This is a genomic window from Vibrio hyugaensis, assembly GCF_002906655.1.
GTDB lineage: Bacteria > Pseudomonadota > Gammaproteobacteria > Enterobacterales > Vibrionaceae > Vibrio > Vibrio hyugaensis.
Window position 1 is genome coordinate 1,602,849 of the sequence record NZ_CP025795.1, and the last position, 21,088, is coordinate 1,623,936.

Genomic DNA, 21,088 nt, shown 5'->3' on the forward strand with positions numbered 1-21,088 from the left:
CTAGTCGAAAGCCGCTGAACTCAGCGGCTTTTTGATCGATTTGATTCCTTTGCTAGTAGTTATACTTAGGGTCTATTGACTTTTCGTGGTTAAGTTTTGTTCGAGATAAAAGCGTTTTAATCGCGGCGAGAGGTTTGTAGCCTAGTCATTCTAAGCAAATACCTCTCAACAAAGAGTAAAACGCTTTTAGACGAACCCTTCGGGCAGCGTTTGTGGCTTATTTCTACTTCGTTATCGGCTTATCAGGTAGACCACTACATTTCAAAGCCTCTGCCTTGTATAAATGACCCACAAATCACTGCAAAAATCAGTTCGAAAGGTCAACAGACCCTAGAAAAACAAAAGGAATCAACATCATGAAGGGAATCACTCGCAGCGCACTTGCCGCAACACTACTCTCCGCTAGCTCTTTGGCTTTTGCATCGAGCTGTCCAGATATCTTGCAAGGAAAGCAAAGGCTTCTCAATTCAACGGAAGAAATAGAGCTTTGTGACGCCTTCAAAGGCAAAACGCTACTGGTCGTGAACACCGCAAGCCAGTGTGGCTTTACCCCTCAATTCGAGCAATTAGAGCAGTTGCATCAGACTTACAAAGATCAAAACTTTGCCGTTGTGGGCTTTCCAAGTAACGACTTTCGTCAAGACCGTGGCAGTGAAGAAAAAACCGCTAAAATTTGCTATCTCGACTATGGTGTTACCTTCCCTATGATGGCGCGAACCTCTGTTCTTGGCGAGGGTGCAAACCCAGTATTCGTCGAGATCAGTACTCAAGCGGGCATTACTCCGAAATGGAACTTCTACAAGTTCTTAATCAACAAAGAAGGTAAAGTCGTTGCGACCTTCCCAAGTTCAACCTTTCCAACAAGTACTACGCTTACTAACATGATTGAAAAGCAACTGTAAGGAAGGCTGCTATGACGACCACACGTACGACAATGCTGCAATTGGGTTATTTAGGACTGCTGCCCTTTCTGTTCAGCTTGGTTCTCATCGTTACAGAAAGGACTTTGTTTAACTTATCTGGGGAGCAGTTTTTTATTGCTTACAGTGCGGTGATTTTGAGTTTTCTTTCCGGGGTACTTTGGGGAAACGCCATTGATCATTTCTACCATCGATTGAGTCGAAATGCCTTAGTGCTAAGTAACTTATTCGTATTGCTTGCTTGGGGAGCGCTGCTGCAAGGTAACAAGCATTATGTTATCGCGACTCTATTATTGGCTGCTGGCTACATTGCCGTTTGGTACGCAGAAAAGTTGATTCGAAGAGTAGAAAAAGAGGCGGAGCCAAAAGGGTATCAGATGATGCGAGGCAAGCTCACGACAGGTGTGGTACTTATGCATGGGTTGGTTTTAATTGCTTAAACTGGTCTGTCCACCTACCAGATCACAAAATTAACCAAGTTATATAAAACAATGTTCATTTCGTGAAGTGCGCGTAATTTTGAACACCGTTTTGTTTTAATTATGAATGGATGGTCATATAAGTATCTCAAAAGCATTCACAAAGGATATGAATATGTTTTTTCGTAAACTTCTTTTTAGTACCGCAGTTATTAATGCAACAGCAGGTTGTGTGTCTTATCAAGCACAACAGGCTGCGGTCAATACGGTGAATACCACTGGAGTTGTTCTTAACAACGTAGTGAAAACCACCATCGCTCAGCCTTGTAACGTTGCCGTCACTGTTGCTAGCTTGTTTTATCCAAATGCGATCTTTATGACTGATATGCCAACCGCAGCTTGCACGGCTGTGCTTCGCTAACGCAAAAAGAACATAAAAAATGGCGACCTCATTGGTCGCCATTTTTATTGATGCGATTATAGCGTTAATAAGTAGTTCACCAACGCGTTGTAATCATCGTAACTGCGGATCTCATTTGGCAACACAATGTACTTGTTGTTCACCACAACACCCGGAACCCCAGTCAGCGTGCTTTGTTTGAATTGCTTATCAAAACCTTTCTGCATAGAGTTCACTGCAAAGCTGTTGTACGCCGCATCGAACTTTTTGCCATCGACGCCATTATCAACGAACAGCTGCTTAAGCTCTGCTTCGTTTTGAGGCGCTTGACGCTTCTGATGAATTTGCGCAAACATCGCCGGTACCATCTTATCCTCAACACCTAGTGACACCATTGTTGCGTAAGACTTCGCCATCGGAACAGCCATATCACCGCCCATAAATGCGACATGCACTTTCTCAAAGCTAGCGTCTTTCGGCAACGCTGGTTTCAAGTTGTCGATGACAGATTCAAATTTGTAACAGTGTGGGCAATAGAAAGAGAAGAACTCGGTGACTGTCGGTGTTTTTGCTTTCTCTACATCCAAGATTTTGTAGTGTTTACCCGCTTCAAATTGCGCCGCGTGAGCAGTGAATGCCAGTAGTAGAGTGCTACAAAGAGCAAATAGCTTTTTCATGTTTGATTCCTTTGGACACAGGTGTGCCGTATTCATTAATTAATGTTTAAAAGTCCAGCAGTGCTGGTTTGTGATGAATAAAGGGATCAAACAATAGGAGGACGGTAAGGCTTATAAATCACTGTCACTGCTTTTGGGGTGGGTGATTTATCAATCAATGCAAGACTATGCGGTAATAAAATCACATCATCTTGCAAGAGGTTAGTTGGTATTTTGACGATACAAGAAGAGCTACAACTGGTGTGCACTTGCTGCCCTTTCTCCATCAGATGATCACCATGGTGTGATTCAATACAGTCCGTATTGTCCACGCCCATCTTTTGATGAAGCTCAGCCGTTCTATCGTTATTCGAACTCACTTCGATTGGCGCTGTGGCTGCACGCACACTCGACGCTACGCCCGTTAGCAACATGGCTAATAGACAGAGCATTGTCGTCATGAATGTACGGTTAAAACTCAGCATATAACTTCTTCAAAATACGGTGAATCTTCATCATACAGAATCCTTCTTTTCATACAAGCCAATCACTTAATGCTAGGTTCACAAACAAGACGATTCTGACACTCGATACCGACTGCAATGCCGATAACACTTGAAATCACTATGAAACCTGAGTAATAGTTAGATCAGTTTTTGTACAAACAAGGAAAGATTAATGCTTAAAAAGAGATTCTTTAAAACAAAAGATGAAGTCGAAGTCACGTTCGAGCTAGACAAAAACCAGTGGGAGTCGATTCAAATTGCAGGCGATTTCAACAACTGGCAACCAGAACCAATGAAGCTCGTGAAGAAAAGTGGCCAGTTTAAGTTTAAGACGCGCTTGCCGAAGGAACAGAATATCCAGTTCCGTTACCTATTCAACGAAGCCGAGTGGGAAAACGATCCACAAGCAGACGCATACGTGCCAAATGGCTTTGGTAGCGATAACAGCGTTGTATGCACACAAGAGCAAATCGCTTAAGCACCGAATTCAGAAACAAAGGCGCACCGAGTGCGCCTTTTTTATTGTCTAATTTTCATTGAGTTATTGCTTATTGTTGCTATATGACAACAGTGTTTTAACTGAAGTGATATATATCAACAAAAGCCATTTCCTTAATATATCCACATCGCAGCGAAACAGGTGTTCTTGACTAAAAGCTGCTCTCAAACGAAAGCGATTCTTAAAAAATTAAGGAAACAAAAGATGAAAAAACTGATTGTAATCACAGGTGCAAGTTCTGGTATTGGTGAAGCTATCGCACGCCGTCTAAGCGATGAAGGTCACCCACTTCTTCTTCTTGCCCGTCGTGTAGAGCGCTTAGAAGCACTAAACCTACCAAACACGCTATGTGAAAAAGTAGACGTTACTGAAAAAGCTTCATTTGAAGCGGCAATTGCTAAAGCAGAAGAGAAATTTGGCCCTGCTGACGCACTAGTAAACAACGCAGGCGTAATGCTACTTGGTCAAATTGACACACAAGATGCATCAGAGTGGAAACGTATGTTCGACGTGAACGTACTTGGTTTGCTAAACGGCATGCAGTCTGTGCTAGCACCAATGAAAGCACGTAACAGCGGTACTATCATCAACATCAGCTCAATCGCAGGTAAAAAGACGTTCCCAGATCATGCGGCTTACTGTGGTACTAAATTCGCAGTTCACGCAATTTCTGAAAACGTTCGTGAAGAAGTGGCTGCATCAAACGTTCGCGTAACAACAATCGCACCAGGCGCTGTAGAAACTGAACTGCTTTCTCACACAACATCGCAAGAAATCAAAGATGGTTACGGTGCGTGGAAAGAAGACATGGGCGGCGTGCTAGCTGCTGATGACATCGCACGTGCAGTTGTATTTGCTTACCAACAACCACAAAACGTTTGTATCCGTGAAATTGCATTAGCGCCAACTAAGCAACAGCCTTAATTGTTAATTTTCTAGCTAATTATCAGAAAACGTTTTAAAAAGCTCCGATTTTTATCGGAGCTTTATTATTTTGCGCTTGTTAAAAACAACCACCCTCACCTATAAATATCCTCTGACTCTTTGCGTTTATTGAAATACCTGACAAATTTGTTTAAGTTTCAAGGATAATTCCTACAAACGCATCACTGCTATGAACGTACAAGACACCAAGCAATCTCTTATCATTGTAGAAGACGACCCTAAATTACAGGCCATGTTAGGCGAATACTTTGCAGGACAGGGCTTTGACGTCAGTTGTATCGACAACGGGACGGACGCACCAGATGCGATACTTGAAAGCCAACCTAGCCTTGTCTTACTCGATTTAATGTTACCGGGCCAGGATGGATTGAGTGTTTGCCGTCAAATTCGCGAATGCTACAAGGGTAAAGTCTTAATGTTAACGGCCAGCGATGACGATTTTGACCACGTTGCTGCACTTGAAATTGGTGCCGATGACTTCGTAACTAAACCCATCAAGCCTCGCGTACTTCTTGCTCGTATCCGAATGTTGCTGCGACGCAAAGAGGTAGCCACTTCAGATTCCGATAATTGCCTTGAAATTGGCGTGTTATGCTTAAATCGTCTGCGCAAGGCCTGCGCACTTAATCATGAGCTAATAGCCCTCACCGACGGTGAATTCGACTTACTTTGGGTACTCGCAAGCCACCCTGAACAAACCCTTTCTCGCGAGTGGCTGACAAAAACTCTACGTGGTATCGAGTACGATGGGACTGACCGCACCATCGACAACCGCATCGTAACGTTGAGAAAGAAACTCGGAGATACCTCTACCCCACCTCAAAAGATCATTACTGTGCGTGGCAAAGGCTATTTATTTATGCCAGACGCTTGGAATGCGTAATGAAGCGCATTTATCTGGAAAGCTTTTTAGGTCTGATCATTCTTTTCGTTGCCAGCTTAGTTGGCTATGAAGTCATTGTGTATCAACTAAATACTGACTACGACTACTTACTTGAAGAGCATGAAGCGCAAGCTTTCCATGAATTGATTTACCCTATTTACCAAGAGAAAGGCGAAAATTATACCATCCAGCAATTAGAGAAGTTCGCGACTTCTAGTCACATGCTGTTAATCGCACAAGAAATGACGAGCCTTCCGCCGGAAGTTGAAAAAACCTTTGATGAAGATCCTTTTGTGAACACTGCGTTCGACGACGAACGAGACTTGTGGTTCCGCTTCGAACCAGGTTCGCCGGTGTTTAAATTAAGCCAAAACCCTAATAGCCCGATCATTCAAGCCATTAATTTTGATGACAACATTGTTTGGCTGTTCTTCCTCGCAGGTTTCGCGCTTTATTGTGTGCTTTTGATTTGGTTTTTGAGCCGCCGAGTTCGTGCACTGGAAAAGGTCACTGTGGACTTTGCTTCTGGTGATTTTAATGCTCGGGCAGATACATCCAGTGCTAAGTCGGTTGGTACACTTAATAAAAGCTTCAACCACATGGCAGAAAAAGTATCTCGCTTGATCACGACAAACAAAATGCTCACCAATGCCGTCGCACATGAGTTACGTACCCCTATATTTCGATTGCAATGGCAAGCAGACCTATTGGCAGACTCTACTCTCGACAAGCAGCAGCAAAAATACGTAAACAGCATAGTAGAAGACATTGACGACATGGAAAATATGGTCGAAGAGCTACTCTACTATGCCAAAATGGAGCGACCAAATGCCGAAATTCAGACTTCTTCTGTCGCGTTATCAAATTTAACTCAATCATTTTTACCTAAGTGGCAACGTGATACACAGCTTTCGATCTTGATTGATGACACGAGCTCACAAGAGACGGTGATTGATGCTGATCCGAAGCTGCTTAAACGTGCCTTGGATAACCTGCTCCGCAATGCCATGCGCTACGCTAAGACTCAAATCGTTTTAGAGATCGTCGAGACGCAGAATAAATCTTGCATTCGCGTTCATGACGATGGTAATGGCGTAGAAGAGAAAGACTGGCCTCATCTTTTTGATGCGTTTTACAGTGCCGACAAATCACGTAACAAGAGTACCAGTGGCTTCGGTTTGGGGCTTGCAATTGTCAAACAAATCGTCGAATTGCAAAAAGGGGAAGTATCAATCTCACACAGCCCTTATGGCGGTGCGTGCTTTACGATCTGCTTTCCCAAATAAATTCATAAACTTATCAATATCCCTCTAATAGCCATTACAAAAGGCGACACTTCAATACAATTGACCGACAGAGCGTTAAAATAAAACAGTGTACATTTAATCCATAAATTCACAGCACCAATGGATTAAACCAATGCATAAACCGCTTCTTCTTATCACCCTCTCTTCCACCCTTGCTGCATGTGCTTACAACCAAGAACCGGTTGTCGACATGACAAATGTCGACCAAGTCCAATACGAACAAGACTTTACGTATTGCCAAGGCTACGCAGAAAAAGTCAATAAAGGTGAGGCTGCAAAAACGGAAGCAAAAAATGGTGCGGTAACCGGTGCTTTAGTAGGAGCCGTTGCTGGCGTACTTGAAGATGGAATTGGTGGCGCAGCAGTTGGTGCTGTTGCTGGTACTGCTGTGGGAGCAGGGGCAGGCGCGCTGGGCGGAGCCAACGATTCAACCAAAACGCAGTCACTGGTTCTTCGTAAGTGTTTAGCGAACAAGGGTTACACCGTCTATGACCTTGAATCATAAAGTATAAAGTCGCATCAATTGCATAAATAAGTGAGTTTGTAGATGTAAATTTCACAAATGTTTCACGCTCACTCTTTTACACTCCAATCGCAATTAAATGCCTTTTCTTTAGGGGGCTTTATCCCTCAAAGCACCTCTCTTTTTTAAGGCTTAGCAGTTAAAAGGCTACATTTTGAAACCAGGTAAAACAGGCATTCGCCGGATTTTGGACGCAACCGGCTATTCACTTCAAGGATTGAAGGCAGCATGGACTCACGAAGCCGCTTTCAGACAAGAATTAGTGCTGACACTGGTACTTTCTATCTGCGCATTCTTGCTTCCTGTCTCCACACTAGAACGCATCATGATGATCAGCAGCCTCTTATTGGTTGTGATTGTTGAGTTGATTAACTCCGCCATAGAAGCGGTTGTCGACCGTGTCAGCGATGACTGGCATGAACTCAGTGGGAGAGCCAAAGACATTGGTTCAGCAGCAGTATTTGTTGCACTTTTTCTCGCCCTATTTGTTTGGGCGTCGATTTTACTTTAGACCAACCAAAGAAAGTCACTTATGAAGACAGTTGATTCCACAGCTAAAGGTATCTCATATGTTACCTTTACGCTTTTGCTCGCATTATACTTCGCGCTTGTGGTGAATATTCCTATCTATAAGGAATTAGTTCATATTTTTTCGGATCTTGATCAAGTCAAGATAGGCTTCATCATAACAATTCCCATCTTCTTCTTTGCAGCACTGAACTTCTTGTTCAACCTATTCAGTTGGCCTTGGATCAGCAAGCCATTCTTCATTTTCCTGCTGATCACTTCAGGCATGGTGAGCTATGCAAGTTACAACTACGGTACCCTGTTTGATACGGACATGATTACCAATATCGTAGAGACCGACACTAGTGAAGCCAGTTCTTACCTAAGTGCTTATTCGGTCATTTGGACGATTGTAATGGGCGTTATTCCCGCTTTACTTGTTTTCAAACTGAAATTCAAACCACTCAAAGGCCAATGGCTTCGCTTTACTCTGACTAAAATGGTCTCGATGCTTGCTTCACTGGCTGTGATTGCCGTTATTGCGGGCCTTTACTACCAAGATTATGCCTCTGTCGGTCGCAATAATAGTTACTTGAAAAAAATCATCATCCCAACGCAATACGTGTACGCCATGTCTAGCTATGTGAAGGAAAATTACCTCTCTACACCTGAGCCATATCGTGAGATTGGTGCGGATGCAAAGCAATCAGAAGTGGCTCTCAAACAGGCACAAGAGAAACCAACCTTGTTGTTGTTTGTATTGGGTGAAACGGCACGTACGCAGAACTATCAAATTAATGGTTATGAAAGAGAGACCAATCCATACACCAGCAAACTGGACGTCATTTCATTCCAAGACGTTTCCTCTTGTGGTACGGCTACAGCGGTTTCAGTTCCTTGTATGTTCTCACAGTTACCACGTAGCGATTTCGATCGCAGCAAAGCGGATAACCAAGATAATGCGCTCGACATCATGCAACGTGCAGACATCGATTTAATGTGGAAAGACAATGATGGCGGTGATAAAGGGGTTGCACATAAGATCAATAAGATGGATGTTGATCGCAACGAGCAGAACACGCTTTGCAACGGCGACACCTGTTATGACATGGCATTGCTAGACAATTTGGATGACCAAATCTCAAGCATGAAAGGCAACCGAGTAGTGGCTCTGCATCTAATTGGTAGCCACGGCCCAACATACTTCCAACGTTACCCAAAAGACAAAGCCTTTTTCCAACCGGACTGCCCTAGAGCAGACATCGAAAACTGTAGCATTGAGCAAATTAGGAACTCCTATGACAACACGATTCGCTATACGGATTTCGTTTTAGACCAAACCATTACGAAATTAAAAACGCTGGAAGACAAATACAATACCGCGATGATCTACGTTTCTGACCACGGTGAATCTCTCGGAGAAAATGGCTTGTTCTTACACGGTATGCCTTATGGCTTAGCACCAGATTTCCAAAAACGCGTCCCTATGATGCTTTGGATGTCACCAGGCTTTAAGCAAGCGAAACACATCAACACCGATTGTTTGGCGCAAGAAGCAAAGCAAACCGCAACACATTCACACGATAATATCTTTCACTCTTTGCTGGGTATTATGGATGTAGAAACCAATGCCTACGATGGGAAATTGGACATCTTTAAGACCTGTCGTCAAAGCATATAAAAATAATTGAGAGAGGTTTAAAAACCTCTCTCACGTCGAACCATGAGCATTCAAATCAGCATCTACGGCTAGGTGGAAATTTACATGCCACACAAGGTTCTCTTATGAATAAAACAACACTCATCATCATATTATTAACTACCGCAGGTCTTTCTGGATGTGATTCTGAAGACATTTCTACACCGACACCCTTGCCGATAAAAAGTGTCCGAGCTCAAACAATCAACCTCGTTGACTATGGTAAAAACCAACCTTCTGACGTTCAGATAAAAGCTTATAGCCAAGGCAGTGAACAAATCATTTATTCAGGCCTTTTCGAGTACGGGTCTTCTGCCAGTACACTCCTTATAACACAACAAAAAAGTCCATCGATTCCATATACATTTAAGTTGTTTGATAGCAACTCACAACTTCAATTAACACAAACCAAGAAAACGTTGAAGTCAGGGCAACATGAGTTGGTCTTTGCATTTGGCGATGTCAGCAACAACCAGTATGAGATTTCAATCCAAGATCGCCCTTCTCTGCCGAAACTCACCAACAACAGAGTACCTATCTATGTAATGGATGCGGGGCTAATAAAGGGAGAAAGGCATTCTGAGGTCACCTATGCTGATCAGCATATCAAAGACCTGCCAAATAAAACGTTTTCATCCATGCTTACCGCACCAGAATACCAGGAGTCTCTTGAAATGACGTTTACTCGAGACGGCCAAGCAGAAACTTGCCACTTCAGTACCCAAGATAAGCCAGAATTGGTTGTGTTGAGCCCATATGGCAACTGCTTCAGTGTCGATTTCCTTGAAACGCTTGGCGGATAAAAGGCTACAAAGTCTGTGGGGTAAATAGCCTACAGACTTTGTTTTCTTTTGTGCAGAAAACCACACTCATAGAATCAATCCATTTCCTAATTCAAGTTATACTCACCCCCATATGTATGACGTTGAAAGAAGAATTCAAATGAAAATTGGCATCATTGGCTTGGGCGATATTGCTCAAAAAGCTTACCTCCCCGTTATCACTCAACTTCCAAATGTAGAATTGGTGTTTTGTACCCGTAATGCAGACACACTTAACGCACTCGCTCAACAGTATCGAATCGCAGAAACCTGCCAAGACTATCAGCAACTGGTTGGCATGGGCGTAGATGCGGTCATGATTCACGCCGCTACTAGCGTTCACCCTCAAATTGCCGCTTTCTTTTTGGAGCAAGGCATCCCGACATTCGTTGATAAGCCTTTGGCAGACAGCGCTGCTGAAGTAGAAAAGCTATATGAACTGGCAGAACGCGTGAAACAGCCTCTGTATGTTGGCTTCAATCGCCGTCATATCCCGCTCTACAATCAACATATGCCGAGCATCCAGAAAGGCGAATTCTCGGGCTTGAAGTCTCTTCGTTGGGAGAAGAACCGTCATCAATTACCAGGGGATATCCGTACCTTCATTTTCGACGATTTTATCCACCCTCTTGATAGCGTGAACATCACGGCCAGAGCAGACCTGAAAGACGCTTACATTACACATCAAATGGATGGTGACCAACTGGCTCGTTTAGATATCCAATGGCAACATGGTGAGACACTGCTTCACGCATCAATGAACCGCCATTTTGGTATCACCACTGAACGTGTCCAAGCGTGCTATTCAAACAAAGCGATGGAGTTTGATTCGTTTATTGAAGGGAAACTGTGGCAAGACAATCAGGAGCAAAAATTGAGCTTAAAAGATTGGACGCCAATGCTAACCAGTAAAGGTTTCCACTCTATGCTGCTGGATTGGTTTGAAGTCATCCAGTCAGGCAAAATCGCCTCTGAAATCGTAGCGCGCAATATCGCTAGCCACCAACTTGCCGAAGCGATTTGTCAGCACATTGAACAGTCAGTGCGTCGATAATTAAGCACTAAACCGAGCGCGGAACGCTTTGGGAGTCAATCCCATGGTTTTGATGAACACTTTGCGAAACGCGCTCGCGTCTTGATACCCAACTTGATAAGCGATGACTTCAAAAGCTAAGTTGCTCGACTCTAATAAATCACACGCCTTTTGCACACGAAGATGCTGCAGATACTGATTCAAGTTCAAACCTGTTGCTTTTTGAAAACGTCTCTGAAGCGTGCGCTCAGTTAAACAACTGATCTCCGATAGAGCTTGATTTGAAATCACATGTGAGAAATGATCGGCCATGTAGTGCTGAACACTAAGAACGGCACTATCACCGTGTTGAAAGTTAGGCGTGAATTGCTGATAAAAACGTTGCTCTCTGGCACCAGTATCGACCACCAGCATCTTTCCCAACAAACGCATCACTGCAGGTGTACTTAGCTGAGAAACTAGCTCCAACCCCAAATCAAGCCAAGACATCATACCACCAGCGGTAATGATGCTGCCCTCGTTGATAAGGATGGATTCAGGCTTAAGTGTCACGTTAGGAAACCTGTCTCGGAATAACCCTGCCAGCCCCCAGTGTGTCGTGCACGCTTTGTTATTCAACAAATCAGCGTGAGCGAGAATAAAAGCCCCTGCACATGCAGAAGCAACAACCGCTCCAGCTTTGTGCTGCTCAAACAACCAAGACGTTAACGCCTCACTTGGCGAAAGGTAATATTGCTCCGCACCGCTTGGTGGCAGTATGACGACCGCGAAATCATCGGCTCGAATAACGTCTTCTTTCCAATCAATGATGTCTGCATGAAAGCGGCATTCAACATCAAGCTCAATCGAAGCACGGTTTGCCATCTCAAACAGCTCCTGCAAACCATAGACTGACGCTTTTGAAGCCCCCGGATAGTTCACAATAGCAATGTTTATCTTGTTCATTCTAATTGTCGTTTTTGACCTATTTTTTGTCATTTTAGACACTAAGCAAGAAAAAAGAAAGTACGCATAATAGCTCCCATACCAAAGCAACACATTCACTGAAAACAAAAGGAAAACACCATGAACCAAGCAGCACTTCTTGTTATCGATCTACAAAACGACTACTTCCCTAACGGTAAATTTCCGCTATGGAATACAGAAGCAACACTAAACAACATCAAGAGCGCAATTGCTAAAGCGAATGAGAAAAATATTCCTGTCATTCATATTCAGCACATCGCCGATCCAGCAATGGGCATTGCGCCTTTCTTTAATGAAGGTTCTGAAGGCGCTGACATTCACCCTGAGATCTTAGCGCTAGCGCCAAATGCCGATGTGGTTATCAAACACTTTGCGGACGGCTTTGAACAAACAAACCTTGAAGAAGTACTACAAAAACATGGGGTAACAGAGCTATTAGTAACTGGCATGATGACGCAAAACTGTGTCACTCATACTGCGATTTCTAAAGCGGCAGAAAAATACGATGTATCAATTCTTATGGACTGCTGTACAACAGTCGATGAAATGATCCACAACATCGCACTGCACGCTGTATCAACTCGCGTCCCACTAGTAACTGCAGAACAAAAACTGTAAGCCTGCGAGCATCCACTATACTGTCTTAATTAGAATGACCCGATGCGCCACGCGTCGGGTCCTGTTGGTTGGCACTGACTCTCATTAACTCTATAGGGACAGCACAATGAAGTGGATGTCAGTTTTATCAATTATCACCTTATCGAGCGCACTCACCGGCTGTGGAGGGAGCGACTCCTCAGATCCAGAGATTGCGGTAAGAGCTCTCAACTTTCAGAGCGTTAACTTCGTCAACCAAAACCCGAGCGGTGTTTCAGATATCAGTGTTCAAGCCAATTATGGCAGCCTGCAAGAAGATATTTATTCCAATCTGCCACTTTATGGTGCGACAGAAACAGGCTTGCTGTTGATTCAAGAAAACGCTAACACTTTTGATATCACGTTTGATTTGATTGAAACCAATAGCCAGCAAACCTTAGTCAGTGAGACACGCTCAATTACTGTCTCTAATCCTCAAGTGATCTTTGCTTTTGGTGACGCTAACACAGGTTTTTATGACCTCGTCTTCCAAGACAAGCCCGACACGAGCAGTACAACCAATACTCAAGTCTCTGTATTCGTTATGGATGCTAGCCAACTACAAGGCGCTATCAATAGTGATGTTTGGGTGGATGGGTCCCAACGAATCTTTAACCTGAGCAAAAGAACCTTGTCGAGCCAGATCATCGTGGGTGCAAATACGGCAAATGTTCCGATTGAAATCAGAGAAACAGGCACAGCAACGGTGATAGACACGTGCAGTGTTTCTACCGAAACCAGAGCCATCATGGTGATATTGGATCCATTGGGCAACTGCCGAGTGCTGTCTGTTTTAGACTCTGTTTTTTAAGCCATTTGCTGGTATTTTGGACACTCAACAAGGTATGCATAAAACGCATACCTTACTTCACTTTTTATCATTTGTGTCATCACAGACTTATCTCTACACTTCGCGCTCTTTTTTCTACTTGAGCGCACAATGTATGCTTTTTTCTCAATCCATTTTCGCTCAGGTGGTGAGAATGTCAGTCATGTTGATTCTATCTCTGGTTATTGTCCATCACTCACCTAACTTGTTGGAAATGCTAGCAGAACAAGCGATGAATAGCGGTTGCCATCAGACCACTGGCGATGGCGAACAACACGATCACTCTCATCACCACCATCATCACCATCATCACCATTAATAAGAGCAAATTATGAGTATTTTCCGATTTCCAATTCTTGTTTGGCTTGGAATAGGGATTTTGATTATCTGTCTAGGGATCAGACAATCGTTCGGCATTTTCATGATGCCAATTTCAGATCACTTCCAAACGGGTCGCGAGTTCTTTAGCTTTGCCATTGCATTGCAGAACTTGTTGTTTGGCGTGTTCCAACCGTTTGTTGGTATGGCGTCAGACCGTTGGGGCGCGAAGCGTATTATCATTTTAGGTGCCATTTCATACGCTTTGGGTCTTTACCTGACCTCTATCGCAGTTGAGCCAACCATGATGTATCTGTCATTGGGTGTGCTGGTTGGTTTCGGCTTAAGCGCGACCAGTTATGTGATCGTGCTAGGTGCTGTTGCTAAAGTAGTCCCTGCACAACACGCTGCAAAAGCTTTTGGTTTGACGACTGCAGCGGGCTCATTCGGCATGTTTGCCATGATCCCTGGAGCACAGGCGTTGATGAGCGATTTGGGCTGGCAAGGTGCGCTTCAGGTGTTTGCCGTATTGTGTAGCTTTATGGTGATGTTTGCGTTGTTCATGAGAACGGCAAAACCACAAACCAACAACGCCGCAAGTGCTCAAGAAGATACGCAAACTCTGAAAGAAGCGTTAAAAGAAGCTTTCGTACACAAAGGTTACTGGTTGATCCACGCTGGTTTCTTCGTGTGTGGCTTCCATGTCATGTTTATTGCCACTCATCTACCAAGTTACTTGGCAGATAAAGATTTACCGGCTTCAACAGCGGCGATGGCACTGGCGTATGTCGGTATCTTCAACATCTTTGGCTCTTACTTCTGGGGTGTGATGGCCGATCGCTTTAACAAACGTCACGTTATGTCTGCCCTGTACTTGATGCGCACGGTGGTGATTGGTGCTTTTGTAACTTTACCTGTCACCGAACACACTGCTGCCATTTTTGGTGGTGCTATCGGCTTCTGTTGGTTAGGCACGGTGCCACTGACTTCAGGCTTGGTACGCCAGATTTTTGGTGCTCGTTACCTTTCAACCTTGTACGGCTTGGTGTTCTTCACTCACCAAGTAGGCAGCTTCTTGGGTGCTTGGGTTGGTGGTCGCATTTACGATTACTACGGCTCTTACGATCCAATCTGGTGGTCAACAGTTGTGTTGGCATTTATCGCGGCTCTTATTCACCTGCCGATCAATGACAAACCGGTGCCACGTTTGAACTTGGCAACCGCGTAATCTAAGAAGGCTCTTAACGTTATCGTTGGGAGCCTTTTCTCTTTTCTCCCCGCAACACGCTTTCTGTTTTCCCTCAATCGAATAGGCATTCTCATCAATGATTGCTTATTTAAGATAAAGTGCGTCCATTCATCCTCTGTTAAGATTCGTGTGACATACTTAACACAACGCTATAAATCAAAAAGGGTTTTAAATGAGAACACTCGGCAACATCATCTGGTTTGTATTCGGTGGCGTATTCATGGGTTTGCTATGGTGGTTCTTCGGACTACTGGCTTTCATCAGCATCATCGGCATTCCATGGGGACGCGCTTGTTTTGTGATGGGTAACTTCTCGTTCTTCCCATTCGGCAAAGAAGCGGTTTCACGAGATGAACTGACCAATGAAATGGACATCGGTACTAGCCCACTTGGCGTGATTGGTAACGTGATTTGGTTTGTATTTGCAGGTATTTGGTTGGCAATCGGCCATATACTTTCTGCCGTTGCATGCTTTGTAACCATCATTGGTATTCCGTTCGCACTTCAACACCTGAAACTCGCGGTTATCTCTCTGGCTCCGATAGGTAAAACAGTCGTGACGACAGAAGAAGCGACCATGGCTCGCTACAACATCAACCGTTAATTTTTTAACCCTCTGAGCATCCTGCTTAGAGGGTTATTCCTGTCAAAAGTAAGCCCATAATTGCCACTGCATACTCAAGAATAATTGATTGAAAGTTCATACTCCCACCTCAGTTAAAAGTTAAAGTTAATACCTAGTTCAACGCTGTTCTCTTCACTTATCTTGGTCGATCCCGGCGAAACTCTATGCTCACCAAATGTGTACTTCACATAAGGCTCTACCCATTTCGGTTTTAAAGTAATACGTACTTCGTGATTGGTTCGATGACCGCCTTCTGTGAGTTTTTTATCGTAGTTATACGAATAACCAAGCCGGATAAAATCAATCGGTGTATAGCTTGCACCAACGGTGTTTTTCCACTCTCTTTCTGTCTTTTCCAATGATGGGAATGACTTACCAATTGAACTGGTTCTCCACTCATGAGAGCTGTTGGCAAAAATCATCCAATCATCCCCCAATGCGGTTCCGGTAAATACTCCCGCATCATACACATCGAACAGATCTGCACGTCCATAACTCACAAATGCTTCTGTATAGAATTGTCCGAGCATCACGCCATATCCCGTCCCCAATTCTAAATACCCCGTAGAATCCACTTCAGCAGAAATATTCCATTCTTCTGTTGCTTGTAAGTACCCTGAAGCAGTCGCAATCCATTCATCATCTGTATTGGATACATCTAAACCAAACTCTGGCATTTTGTGGTCAGCAGAAAAACACGGCACGGCAAAGAGCGCGCAAAGCAGCGTCAGAGATTTATTCATTGGGATACCTATCAGAAAGACTCGAAAAGAAAAAAGGAGCCACTTAAATCAAGCGGCTCCTTGCTACTTACCCTTATGCGATTTGGTTTACGAACGCTCAACGCGGTCGCGAATCGCTCTTTTTATTTGCTGACGTTGCTCTTGTGATAGGGATTGCACTTTCTGTTTCAATTCTGCACGCTGTTCTTTGGTTAGTTGCTTCTCAACTCGATTGATCCCCGAGTCTTTATTCCAGTAAAACTTGTTACCGTTAGAGCCAGTCAATGCAATTGATTCAACCTTACCCTGTATGTCTTTTACAACATGAGTATTTTCGAAGGTATGGCTTTTTCCATCAACGGAGAGCATAACGTTGTCGTTATCAGTGATAAGGAGTTGCCCCACCTTGCCCTCTGTTGATTGAATATCCCACACTCCATCTTGAGTCGTCTCTGCAAGCGTGAGTTTTGCGTTTTTTGTGTCTAAAACTGGCTCTACTGGATTAGATGGAGAGCCTGTAATTGGGTGCTCTGGCATTGGTTCAATTGGATTTACAGGCCCACCTTCAATTGGATGCTGCGGAACAGGTTCTATTGGGTTTATTGGACTACCTTGAATTGGGTGTTCTGGAATTGGCTCAATTGGGTTTGATGGCGTACCTACGATTGGGTGCTCAGGTGTCGGTTCAATAGGGTGTTCAACTTTAGGCTTAAACTCTTCAACAACCAGACGACCATCTTCAACGGATAAATGTACGAAGCCTTTATCATTCACAAACACCAACTCGTTATTGCGAACTTCAATATTACCAACCACATTACCTGAAGCATCTTTCACGACATCACCGTCTGTGAAGTACAGTTCACCACCGACATTAAATACGGTGTTACCTTCTACGCCACGGATTGCGACTGTGTTGTAGTCACCGCTGTCGCCTTGAATTGCCATTCCATCGAAATGTTCACCTTCGAAGGTTTGTACCGATGCCACACCTGCTGGCTCACTAGGGGAGTCCGAAGAACTTGATGATGAACAACCGGCTAGAAAAGATGCTGCGATAACTGCACTCAGTAATTTAACTTTCATGATTTACTCTCTTAATTTGTCGAAATTCAGGGCTGCCTCTTGCAGGATCTGTGGACTCCCTGCCCGATGAAGAGAAGTATATTGAACAGTGTTTTTTGGCACTAATCGCTTAAAAGAAACCCGCACTTAACGGTGGGTTATTAATAAACAGAAGTATAAGGCGTGATAACCGATGGTTATTATTGGTAGGAAGTACGTTCTAAGTGCCCAGCGATAATCTCGGTCACGATATTACGCAGCCAATGCACCGTTTCATTGCGACGGTTTTTATGGTGGTAGTAAGCATGCAGACAAGGCTCAATCACGATGCCATCAAACTCAATATCAAGCCTACGTAGTTTGTGAAGCTTATCAACATTGACGGTTTTGGAAGCTGGAAAAACCATATCAGAATTGGCAACCACATCGATGATAGCCGACGGCAATTCAGAGCGAAATGCAATTTTGGGTTCTACCCCTCTGATTTTCATTATCTTTTCCGAAAACGAGATATTAGAGTTCCAGTCCGCAGCAATTACAGTCGCAAACTCTAAGTCCTTACAATCGGATATTTGCAAGCGCTCGCCTTTCAAAGGGTGATCTTTTCGAACATAAGCACAGAAGGTGTCTTTGACGATCATTTTCGTCAGTAGCTCTTTAGGTGCATGATTGATGTCGTAATTCACACCGAGCATAACATCGTCTTTAATGATCTCTTCCATGGTTGAGCGTGACCAATTAAGCAGGTGCACTTGAACATTTGGGGCAGCTAGCCTTATTGCTTGGAAGATTTCACTGGCGTAAGAGCTCAGAATAAACGGGGCGAGTGCTATTTTGACGGTCCCATTCATCTCCAATGGATTGAAGGTTTTAGATCCGTTGAGCGTATTGGAAATCTCATCAAGTAACGGCCCTAAGTTTTCAGCCAGTTCGTTCGCATATTCAGTAGCACGCAAACCATGATGCGTTTTCACAAACAGCTCATCTTCAAAATGATCTCGCAATCGTTGCAGTGCTTTACTCACCGCGGGTTGAGAGACGAACAAACGCTCAGCGGCTCGGCGCATGTTACGTTCTTGATGGAGAATGATAAACGTCCGGAGCAAATTGAGGTCGAGATTAGAGAAGAGATCTTTGGCCATATTCCACGTCGTTAATAACTTAGGGTTATTATTCAGAATAAGAACAGATTTGCGTACTTTCCAATCGACTTGCATGATTTCTTTGCGCTAGATTCCTTCCTATGACAAAAAAATAACAAAACCCGCAAACTTGCGGGCTTTGATTAAAGTGAGATGGGACTATTCGAAGGTATATTGATAAACACTGAAACCAGAGTTATCACCAACGTCGCCCGTTTCATTGGTGAAAGTTATCGAATCAACTTCGCCAGCAAATACATCACCATCTGGAGAGGATAAGAATTTCACACTCGTACCTGCTGCCAACCCTGTGAGCGAAAAGTTTTGCGCATTCTCAAAGCGATGCAATGGTACTGCCTCCGGGTAGGAATCTGCCAGTTCATTCAAGTATTGGTCTACTAGCTCACGATTTGAGTAAGCGCCGTCTTCATACACTAGCTCAGCATTATCAACACCGGGGATCCAATTGTTCGAAGCACGGTAATTATTAGTTACGACGTAAACCACTTGATCATCATTGAGTACTGCGCCGTTGTATGAAATATCGCTGATTCGGCGATAATCACCAGCAGGGTTCAATTGTGGTTTATTCTCCGTATCATTGATCAATTCGCCACTATCATCCACGTAGTAACGAGGGGGTTGATTCACATCGATCGAGTAAGTCAATGAGATAGGGTTATTATCTGCATCCCAGCCACCATAGAAGATATCCAGGTTGTAACTGCGGAACATCTGATGCAATAAGTAATCATCCTGCTCTGTAACCGTCTTGTACTGTTGGGAGGCAATGGTTTCTAACCACTCTTTTACATCCGCAATTGTAAGTTTGAGCACGGCAGGTGTGTTGTTATCGAACACATAAAGATCAGCAACACTCGCGTTCGTTAACTCACTACCATCTATATTGGTGTAATCGAACGCGCCGCCACGACCACCTTTGAATGGTGCAGAAACAGAAAGTAGAATCGAGTTTGGTTCCATTTCTAACGTGCCATCTGAGGTAATCTTATTACCCCAATTAAACTGCGCTTCATTCACGATCTGTACAGACAAGTCAGACTCAATCGCAGAGAAGAAACTGTTAATTTTCTGCTCAATTTGTAGGATTGGTGTCTTCATGAATTCAACCGTTCCATCATGATCTTCCATTACCGCTTGCACGACATCCGCAGCAACGGCATTTTTATCAGCAAACAACGAGCGAAGCTCTGCTGTACTTTGAGCATGATTGACAGACCAAGACTCGCCCGAGTTAGTGGTTTCTAACACAAGATCAATCACACCAACATTATTCCCCCAGTAACCTGGCATAACCGCTGGTTTACCAAAGACCTTCCCTGTCGGCGCATCGACCCCTTCCATTCCATCATAACTGCCACTGGTGGTTGGAAAATTGTTGTGATCGTGACCAAACATAATCGCATCAATACCATCGATTTGTGCTAGTTGCCAAGTTGCGTTATCCATAAATGGCACATCTGCGTCACCACCAGAAAGACCGGTATGTGGGATCGCTACGATGATATCTGCGCCGTCGTCTTTCATTTTCTCGACGTAATAAGCTGCTGTCGTCTTAATATCAGACACTAAAACTTCACACTCGAGATGCGTTTTGTCCCAGCTCATAATATTTGGTGGAGTAAAACCAATAACACCCACGCTAACAGTGTAAGTTTCACCGTCATCAGCAATAAAATCACGATCAAGGATGAGATAAGGATCAAAGGCTGTTTCTGCTTGGTCTAGAAACTCAGAGTCAATATGAGGCTCACAAGATTGTGACTCAAAACTGTCAGGTGTCACTAACGTTTCATCATATTTAAAAACGTTAGCCACCACGTATGGGAAATTAGCACCTTTGATAGCCGCATCTAGATATTCAAGCCCGTAGTTAAACTCATGATTACCAATATTTGCAGCATCGTAATCAAGCAAGTTCATCGCTTTGTAAACGCTATGGCGATTTTTCTCCAGGTATTCTAGCCCTAAATTTGCCATGTAATCCGCCATCGGGCTTCCCTGAATCAAGTCACCATTATCAAACAGCATGCTGTTAGCCACTTCTTCACGCGCTTGGCGAATCACTGGTGCCGTGCGAGCAAACCCGTAATCCTGCTGCCCCTGATTACTAAAGTAATTGTAAGGCATCATGTTGCCATGCAGATCGGTTGTTTCCATCAAGCGTAAGTCTATTGTAACAGGCGTTTGCTCATCATCACTTGAACTGCCGCAGCCGAACAACGCGACAGCCATTGATGTCGACAGGGCTAATTTAGTTGGCGTATTCATTTTATCCTCAAATTCTCAAAGTTTAGATTAAAAACTCAAGTATCTTGACGATAAGGTATGACGTTTTTATAGAAAATAAATGACGAAACTATTTCATTAAAAACAGACATTTATACTTATAATGAA

The 21,088-nt window shown here is 43.8% G+C and carries 24 protein-coding genes; 17 read left to right on the plus strand and 7 right to left on the minus strand.

All coding sequences use genetic code 11. The annotated features are described in order from the left end of the window. The first annotated feature begins 356 nt into the window (after positions 1-356). The 3 genes from C1S74_RS24200 to C1S74_RS24210 all read left to right on the plus strand — a co-directional run bounded on the left by C1S74_RS24200 (position 357) and on the right by C1S74_RS24210 (position 1,760). A complete protein-coding gene (locus C1S74_RS24200; protein WP_045398473.1) occupies positions 357-902 on the plus strand; it encodes a glutathione peroxidase in 546 nt (181 codons plus the stop codon). A gap of 11 nt (positions 903-913) precedes the next feature. Continuing rightward, positions 914-1,360: a DUF3429 domain-containing protein gene (locus tag C1S74_RS24205; protein ID WP_009704798.1), complete on the plus strand. Its 447-nt coding sequence runs from the start codon at positions 914-916 to the stop codon at positions 1,358-1,360. Positions 1,361-1,514: 154 nt separating this feature from the next. After that, positions 1,515-1,760 (plus strand): hypothetical protein, encoded by a 246-nt coding sequence (locus C1S74_RS24210; RefSeq protein ID WP_005433479.1) that lies wholly within the window; start codon positions 1,515-1,517, stop codon positions 1,758-1,760. A 56-nt stretch (positions 1,761-1,816) separates the two neighbouring features. Here the strand turns inward: C1S74_RS24210 and C1S74_RS24215 are convergent, their stop codons facing one another. Together C1S74_RS24215 and C1S74_RS24220 are read right to left on the minus strand one after the other, a co-directional pair. Continuing rightward, the gene (locus C1S74_RS24215) at positions 1,817-2,416 is read right to left on the minus strand and encodes a thiol:disulfide interchange protein DsbA/DsbL (RefSeq protein WP_041053586.1); all 600 of its coding nucleotides are present in this window, start codon (positions 2,414-2,416) and stop codon (positions 1,817-1,819) included. 86 nt (positions 2,417-2,502) lie between these two features. Then, the gene (locus tag C1S74_RS24220; RefSeq protein ID WP_009704800.1) at positions 2,503-2,880 is read right to left on the minus strand and encodes a hypothetical protein; all 378 of its coding nucleotides are present in this window, start codon (positions 2,878-2,880) and stop codon (positions 2,503-2,505) included. 193 nt (positions 2,881-3,073) lie between these two features. On the opposite strand from C1S74_RS24220, the gene C1S74_RS24225 reads away from it, so the two are divergent. The 9 genes from C1S74_RS24225 to C1S74_RS24265 all read left to right on the plus strand — a co-directional run bounded on the left by C1S74_RS24225 (position 3,074) and on the right by C1S74_RS24265 (position 11,139). Continuing rightward, on the plus strand, positions 3,074-3,379 hold the full coding sequence (locus C1S74_RS24225) for an isoamylase early set domain-containing protein (protein ID WP_009704801.1): 306 nt from the start codon (positions 3,074-3,076) through the stop codon (positions 3,377-3,379). A gap of 225 nt (positions 3,380-3,604) precedes the next feature. Continuing rightward, positions 3,605-4,324 (plus strand): SDR family oxidoreductase, encoded by a 720-nt coding sequence (locus C1S74_RS24230; protein ID WP_005442483.1) that lies wholly within the window; start codon positions 3,605-3,607, stop codon positions 4,322-4,324. A gap of 190 nt (positions 4,325-4,514) precedes the next feature. Further along, positions 4,515-5,228 carry a response regulator gene (locus C1S74_RS24235; RefSeq protein WP_045398475.1) on the plus strand — a complete coding sequence of 238 codons (714 nt, stop codon included), beginning with the start codon at positions 4,515-4,517 and terminating at the stop codon, positions 5,226-5,228. Continuing rightward, complete coding sequence (locus C1S74_RS24240) at positions 5,228-6,514, plus strand: ATP-binding protein (protein WP_045398477.1); 1,287 nt, start codon at positions 5,228-5,230, stop codon at positions 6,512-6,514. Before C1S74_RS24235 ends, C1S74_RS24240 begins: the two co-directional genes overlap by 1 nt. Positions 6,515-6,647: 133 nt before the next feature. Then, entirely contained in the window at positions 6,648-7,040 is a 393-nt protein-coding gene (locus C1S74_RS24245; protein ID WP_045398479.1) for a glycine zipper family protein, read from the plus strand. 172 nt (positions 7,041-7,212) lie between these two features. Continuing rightward, positions 7,213-7,569, plus strand: a complete 357-nt coding sequence (locus tag C1S74_RS24250; protein ID WP_045398481.1) for a diacylglycerol kinase — start codon at positions 7,213-7,215, stop codon at positions 7,567-7,569. A gap of 21 nt (positions 7,570-7,590) precedes the next feature. Next, on the plus strand, positions 7,591-9,246 hold the full coding sequence (locus C1S74_RS24255) for a phosphoethanolamine transferase (protein WP_045398483.1): 1,656 nt from the start codon (positions 7,591-7,593) through the stop codon (positions 9,244-9,246). Between the two features lie 104 nt (positions 9,247-9,350). Continuing rightward, a complete protein-coding gene (locus tag C1S74_RS24260) occupies positions 9,351-10,067 on the plus strand; it encodes a hypothetical protein (RefSeq protein WP_045398485.1) in 717 nt (238 codons plus the stop codon). A 139-nt stretch (positions 10,068-10,206) separates the two neighbouring features. After that, positions 10,207-11,139 (plus strand): Gfo/Idh/MocA family protein, encoded by a 933-nt coding sequence (locus C1S74_RS24265; protein WP_045398487.1) that lies wholly within the window; start codon positions 10,207-10,209, stop codon positions 11,137-11,139. On the opposite strand, the gene C1S74_RS24270 is transcribed toward C1S74_RS24265, so the two are convergent. Beyond that, entirely contained in the window at positions 11,140-12,063 is a 924-nt protein-coding gene (locus C1S74_RS24270) for a GlxA family transcriptional regulator (protein ID WP_045398489.1), read from the minus strand. A gap of 120 nt (positions 12,064-12,183) precedes the next feature. Between C1S74_RS24270 and C1S74_RS24275 the strand changes: the two genes are divergently transcribed. The 5 genes from C1S74_RS24275 (at position 12,184) to C1S74_RS24295 (ending at position 15,720) form a co-directional block, all read left to right on the plus strand. Further along, positions 12,184-12,702, plus strand: a complete 519-nt coding sequence (locus C1S74_RS24275) for a cysteine hydrolase family protein (RefSeq protein ID WP_045398490.1) — start codon at positions 12,184-12,186, stop codon at positions 12,700-12,702. A 106-nt stretch (positions 12,703-12,808) separates the two neighbouring features. Further along, positions 12,809-13,531, plus strand: coding sequence for a hypothetical protein (locus C1S74_RS24280; protein WP_045398493.1), 723 nt, complete (start codon positions 12,809-12,811; stop codon positions 13,529-13,531). Between the two features lie 172 nt (positions 13,532-13,703). Next, entirely contained in the window at positions 13,704-13,868 is a 165-nt protein-coding gene (locus tag C1S74_RS24285; RefSeq protein WP_167391158.1) for a hypothetical protein, read from the plus strand. Between the two features lie 12 nt (positions 13,869-13,880). Continuing rightward, on the plus strand, positions 13,881-15,095 hold the full coding sequence (locus C1S74_RS24290; RefSeq protein ID WP_045398495.1) for an MFS transporter: 1,215 nt from the start codon (positions 13,881-13,883) through the stop codon (positions 15,093-15,095). A 193-nt stretch (positions 15,096-15,288) separates the two neighbouring features. After that, complete coding sequence (locus C1S74_RS24295; RefSeq protein ID WP_039985227.1) at positions 15,289-15,720, plus strand: YccF domain-containing protein; 432 nt, start codon at positions 15,289-15,291, stop codon at positions 15,718-15,720. Between the two features lie 113 nt (positions 15,721-15,833). On the opposite strand, the gene C1S74_RS24300 is transcribed toward C1S74_RS24295, so the two are convergent. The 4 genes from C1S74_RS24300 to C1S74_RS24315 all read right to left on the minus strand — a co-directional run bounded on the left by C1S74_RS24300 (position 15,834) and on the right by C1S74_RS24315 (position 20,962). Then, positions 15,834-16,484, minus strand: coding sequence for a hypothetical protein (locus C1S74_RS24300; protein WP_045398496.1), 651 nt, complete (start codon positions 16,482-16,484; stop codon positions 15,834-15,836). A gap of 87 nt (positions 16,485-16,571) precedes the next feature. Continuing rightward, complete coding sequence (locus tag C1S74_RS24305) at positions 16,572-17,549, minus strand: hypothetical protein (RefSeq protein WP_045398498.1); 978 nt, start codon at positions 17,547-17,549, stop codon at positions 16,572-16,574. A gap of 179 nt (positions 17,550-17,728) precedes the next feature. Further along, complete coding sequence (locus C1S74_RS24310; RefSeq protein WP_045398924.1) at positions 17,729-18,670, minus strand: LysR family transcriptional regulator; 942 nt, start codon at positions 18,668-18,670, stop codon at positions 17,729-17,731. Between the two features lie 159 nt (positions 18,671-18,829). Beyond that, the gene (locus C1S74_RS24315) at positions 18,830-20,962 is read right to left on the minus strand and encodes a bifunctional 2',3'-cyclic-nucleotide 2'-phosphodiesterase/3'-nucleotidase (RefSeq protein WP_231578781.1); all 2,133 of its coding nucleotides are present in this window, start codon (positions 20,960-20,962) and stop codon (positions 18,830-18,832) included. Positions 20,963-21,088 lie beyond the last annotated feature (126 nt).

Bases quoted from the DNA above. Each gene is read 5' to 3' on its own strand.
- C1S74_RS24200 (WP_045398473.1), top strand. From the start codon at position 357: ATGAAGGGAATCACTCGCAGCGCACTTGCCGCAACACTACTCTCCGCT.
- C1S74_RS24205 (WP_009704798.1), top strand. From the start codon at position 914: ATGACGACCACACGTACGACAATGCTGCAATTGGGTTATTTAGGACTG.
- C1S74_RS24210 (WP_005433479.1), top strand. From the start codon at position 1,515: ATGTTTTTTCGTAAACTTCTTTTTAGTACCGCAGTTATTAATGCAACA.
- C1S74_RS24215 (WP_041053586.1), bottom strand. From the start codon at position 2,416: ATGAAAAAGCTATTTGCTCTTTGTAGCACTCTACTACTGGCATTCACT.
- C1S74_RS24220 (WP_009704800.1), bottom strand. From the start codon at position 2,880: ATGCTGAGTTTTAACCGTACATTCATGACGACAATGCTCTGTCTATTA.
- C1S74_RS24225 (WP_009704801.1), top strand. From the start codon at position 3,074: ATGCTTAAAAAGAGATTCTTTAAAACAAAAGATGAAGTCGAAGTCACG.
- C1S74_RS24230 (WP_005442483.1), top strand. From the start codon at position 3,605: ATGAAAAAACTGATTGTAATCACAGGTGCAAGTTCTGGTATTGGTGAA.
- C1S74_RS24235 (WP_045398475.1), top strand. From the start codon at position 4,515: ATGAACGTACAAGACACCAAGCAATCTCTTATCATTGTAGAAGACGAC.
- C1S74_RS24240 (WP_045398477.1), top strand. From the start codon at position 5,228: ATGAAGCGCATTTATCTGGAAAGCTTTTTAGGTCTGATCATTCTTTTC.
- C1S74_RS24245 (WP_045398479.1), top strand. From the start codon at position 6,648: ATGCATAAACCGCTTCTTCTTATCACCCTCTCTTCCACCCTTGCTGCA.
- C1S74_RS24255 (WP_045398483.1), top strand. From the start codon at position 7,591: ATGAAGACAGTTGATTCCACAGCTAAAGGTATCTCATATGTTACCTTT.
- C1S74_RS24260 (WP_045398485.1), top strand. From the start codon at position 9,351: ATGAATAAAACAACACTCATCATCATATTATTAACTACCGCAGGTCTT.
- C1S74_RS24265 (WP_045398487.1), top strand. From the start codon at position 10,207: ATGAAAATTGGCATCATTGGCTTGGGCGATATTGCTCAAAAAGCTTAC.
- C1S74_RS24270 (WP_045398489.1), bottom strand. From the start codon at position 12,063: ATGAACAAGATAAACATTGCTATTGTGAACTATCCGGGGGCTTCAAAA.
- C1S74_RS24275 (WP_045398490.1), top strand. From the start codon at position 12,184: ATGAACCAAGCAGCACTTCTTGTTATCGATCTACAAAACGACTACTTC.
- C1S74_RS24280 (WP_045398493.1), top strand. From the start codon at position 12,809: ATGAAGTGGATGTCAGTTTTATCAATTATCACCTTATCGAGCGCACTC.
- C1S74_RS24285 (WP_167391158.1), top strand. From the start codon at position 13,704: ATGTCAGTCATGTTGATTCTATCTCTGGTTATTGTCCATCACTCACCT.
- C1S74_RS24290 (WP_045398495.1), top strand. From the start codon at position 13,881: ATGAGTATTTTCCGATTTCCAATTCTTGTTTGGCTTGGAATAGGGATT.
- C1S74_RS24295 (WP_039985227.1), top strand. From the start codon at position 15,289: ATGAGAACACTCGGCAACATCATCTGGTTTGTATTCGGTGGCGTATTC.
- C1S74_RS24300 (WP_045398496.1), bottom strand. From the start codon at position 16,484: ATGAATAAATCTCTGACGCTGCTTTGCGCGCTCTTTGCCGTGCCGTGT.
- C1S74_RS24305 (WP_045398498.1), bottom strand. From the start codon at position 17,549: ATGAAAGTTAAATTACTGAGTGCAGTTATCGCAGCATCTTTTCTAGCC.
- C1S74_RS24310 (WP_045398924.1), bottom strand. From the start codon at position 18,670: ATGGCCAAAGATCTCTTCTCTAATCTCGACCTCAATTTGCTCCGGACG.
- C1S74_RS24315 (WP_231578781.1), bottom strand. From the start codon at position 20,962: ATGAATACGCCAACTAAATTAGCCCTGTCGACATCAATGGCTGTCGCG.